We start from the raw sequence: 1246 nt of genomic DNA, 5'->3' as shown, positions 1-1246 counted from the left end.
CCCCCACCACCGCGCCCACCGGGACCCACCACATGAGCACGGTCAGCCGCCGCGGCGCCTCCTCCCCGCACGAACTCACCCGTGTCGCAGACCGGTTGTCGTTCGTCTACCTCGAACGCTGCACGGTCCACCGGGACGACAACGCGATCACCGCGACCGACGCGGACGGCGTCACCCACATCCCGTCCGCCAGCATCGGCGCGCTGCTGCTCGGCCCCGGGACACGCGTGACCCACCAGGCGATGGCCGTGCTGGGGGAGTGCGGTGCGAGCGTGGTCTGGGTCGGTGAACTCGGTGTCCGCTACTACGCGGCCGGTCGTGCGCTCTCCCGCTCGTCCGGCCTCGCGGAACGCCAGGCCGAGGCCTGGGCGAACCGCCGCACCCGGCTTGAGGTGGCAAGATCCATGTACCGGATGCGCTTCCCCGGCGACGACGTCGACGGCCGCAGCCGGCAGGACCTCCTCATGGCCGAAGGCCGTCGACTGAAGGACTGCTACCGGCGCGAGTCCGCGCGGACCGGCGTCCCCTGGAAGCGCCGCGAGTACAACCGTGACGACTTCCTGTCCGCGGATGCCCCCAACCAGGGCATCACCGCCGCCGCCCAGTGCATGTACGGCGTCGCCCACGCCGTCATCGCCGCCCTCGGCTGCTCACCCGCCCTCGGCTTCGTCCACTCCGGCCACGAACGCAGCTTCGTCTACGACATCGCCGACCTCTACAAGGTGGAGGTCGGCATCCCAGCGGCCTTCGACGCCGCCGCCGATGGTGACATCGACGTCGCCTCCCGCACCCGCCGAGCCCTCCGCGACCGCATCAACCAGACGCGCCTCCTGGACCGCTGCGTCCGCGACATCCACACCCTGCTGAACCACGACGGCACGCACGCCACGGAGTCCGGCAACCTCGGGAACGACCAGGTCACGCTCCAGACAGACGGCGACCGCCGTATCGCCGGCGGCGTCAACTACGGAGACGAGCCCATCTGGTGATCGTCATCATCCTCACCAACTGCCCGGCCGGACTGCGCGGCTTCCTCACGAGATGGCTCCTGGAGATCTCACCCGGCGTCTTCCTCGGCGCGGCGACCACCCGCGTCCGCGAGGTGCTGTGGGCGGAGGTCAAGACCTACTCCGGCAACGGCAGAGCACTCCTCGCCTACCAGACCAACACCGAACAGGGCTTCGCCTTCGAGACCAACGAGCACGCGTGGCACCCCAAGGACCACGAAGGCCTCACCCTCATCCAC

At 70.0% G+C, this 1246-nt stretch carries 2 protein-coding genes; both read left to right on the top strand.

All coding sequences use genetic code 11. From position 1 onward, the window contains the following. The first annotated feature begins 32 nt into the window (after nt 1–32). Nucleotides 33–989: a type I-E CRISPR-associated endonuclease Cas1e gene (gene cas1e, locus GL263_RS26790; RefSeq protein WP_182858317.1), complete on the top strand. Its 957-nt coding sequence runs from the start codon at nt 33–35 to the stop codon at nt 987–989. Next, the coding region (cas2e, locus tag GL263_RS26785; protein WP_182858316.1) for a type I-E CRISPR-associated endoribonuclease Cas2e at nt 986–1246 on the top strand (261 nt) is incomplete at its 3' end. The genes cas1e and cas2e, both read left to right, overlap by 4 nt.

Origin of the sequence: Streptomyces durbertensis (assembly GCF_014156695.1) — a bacterium.
Lineage (GTDB): Bacteria > Actinomycetota > Actinomycetes > Streptomycetales > Streptomycetaceae > Streptomyces > Streptomyces durbertensis.
Note: the sequence above shows the minus strand (reverse complement) of the source record. Positions and strands in the feature narration are given on the sequence as shown.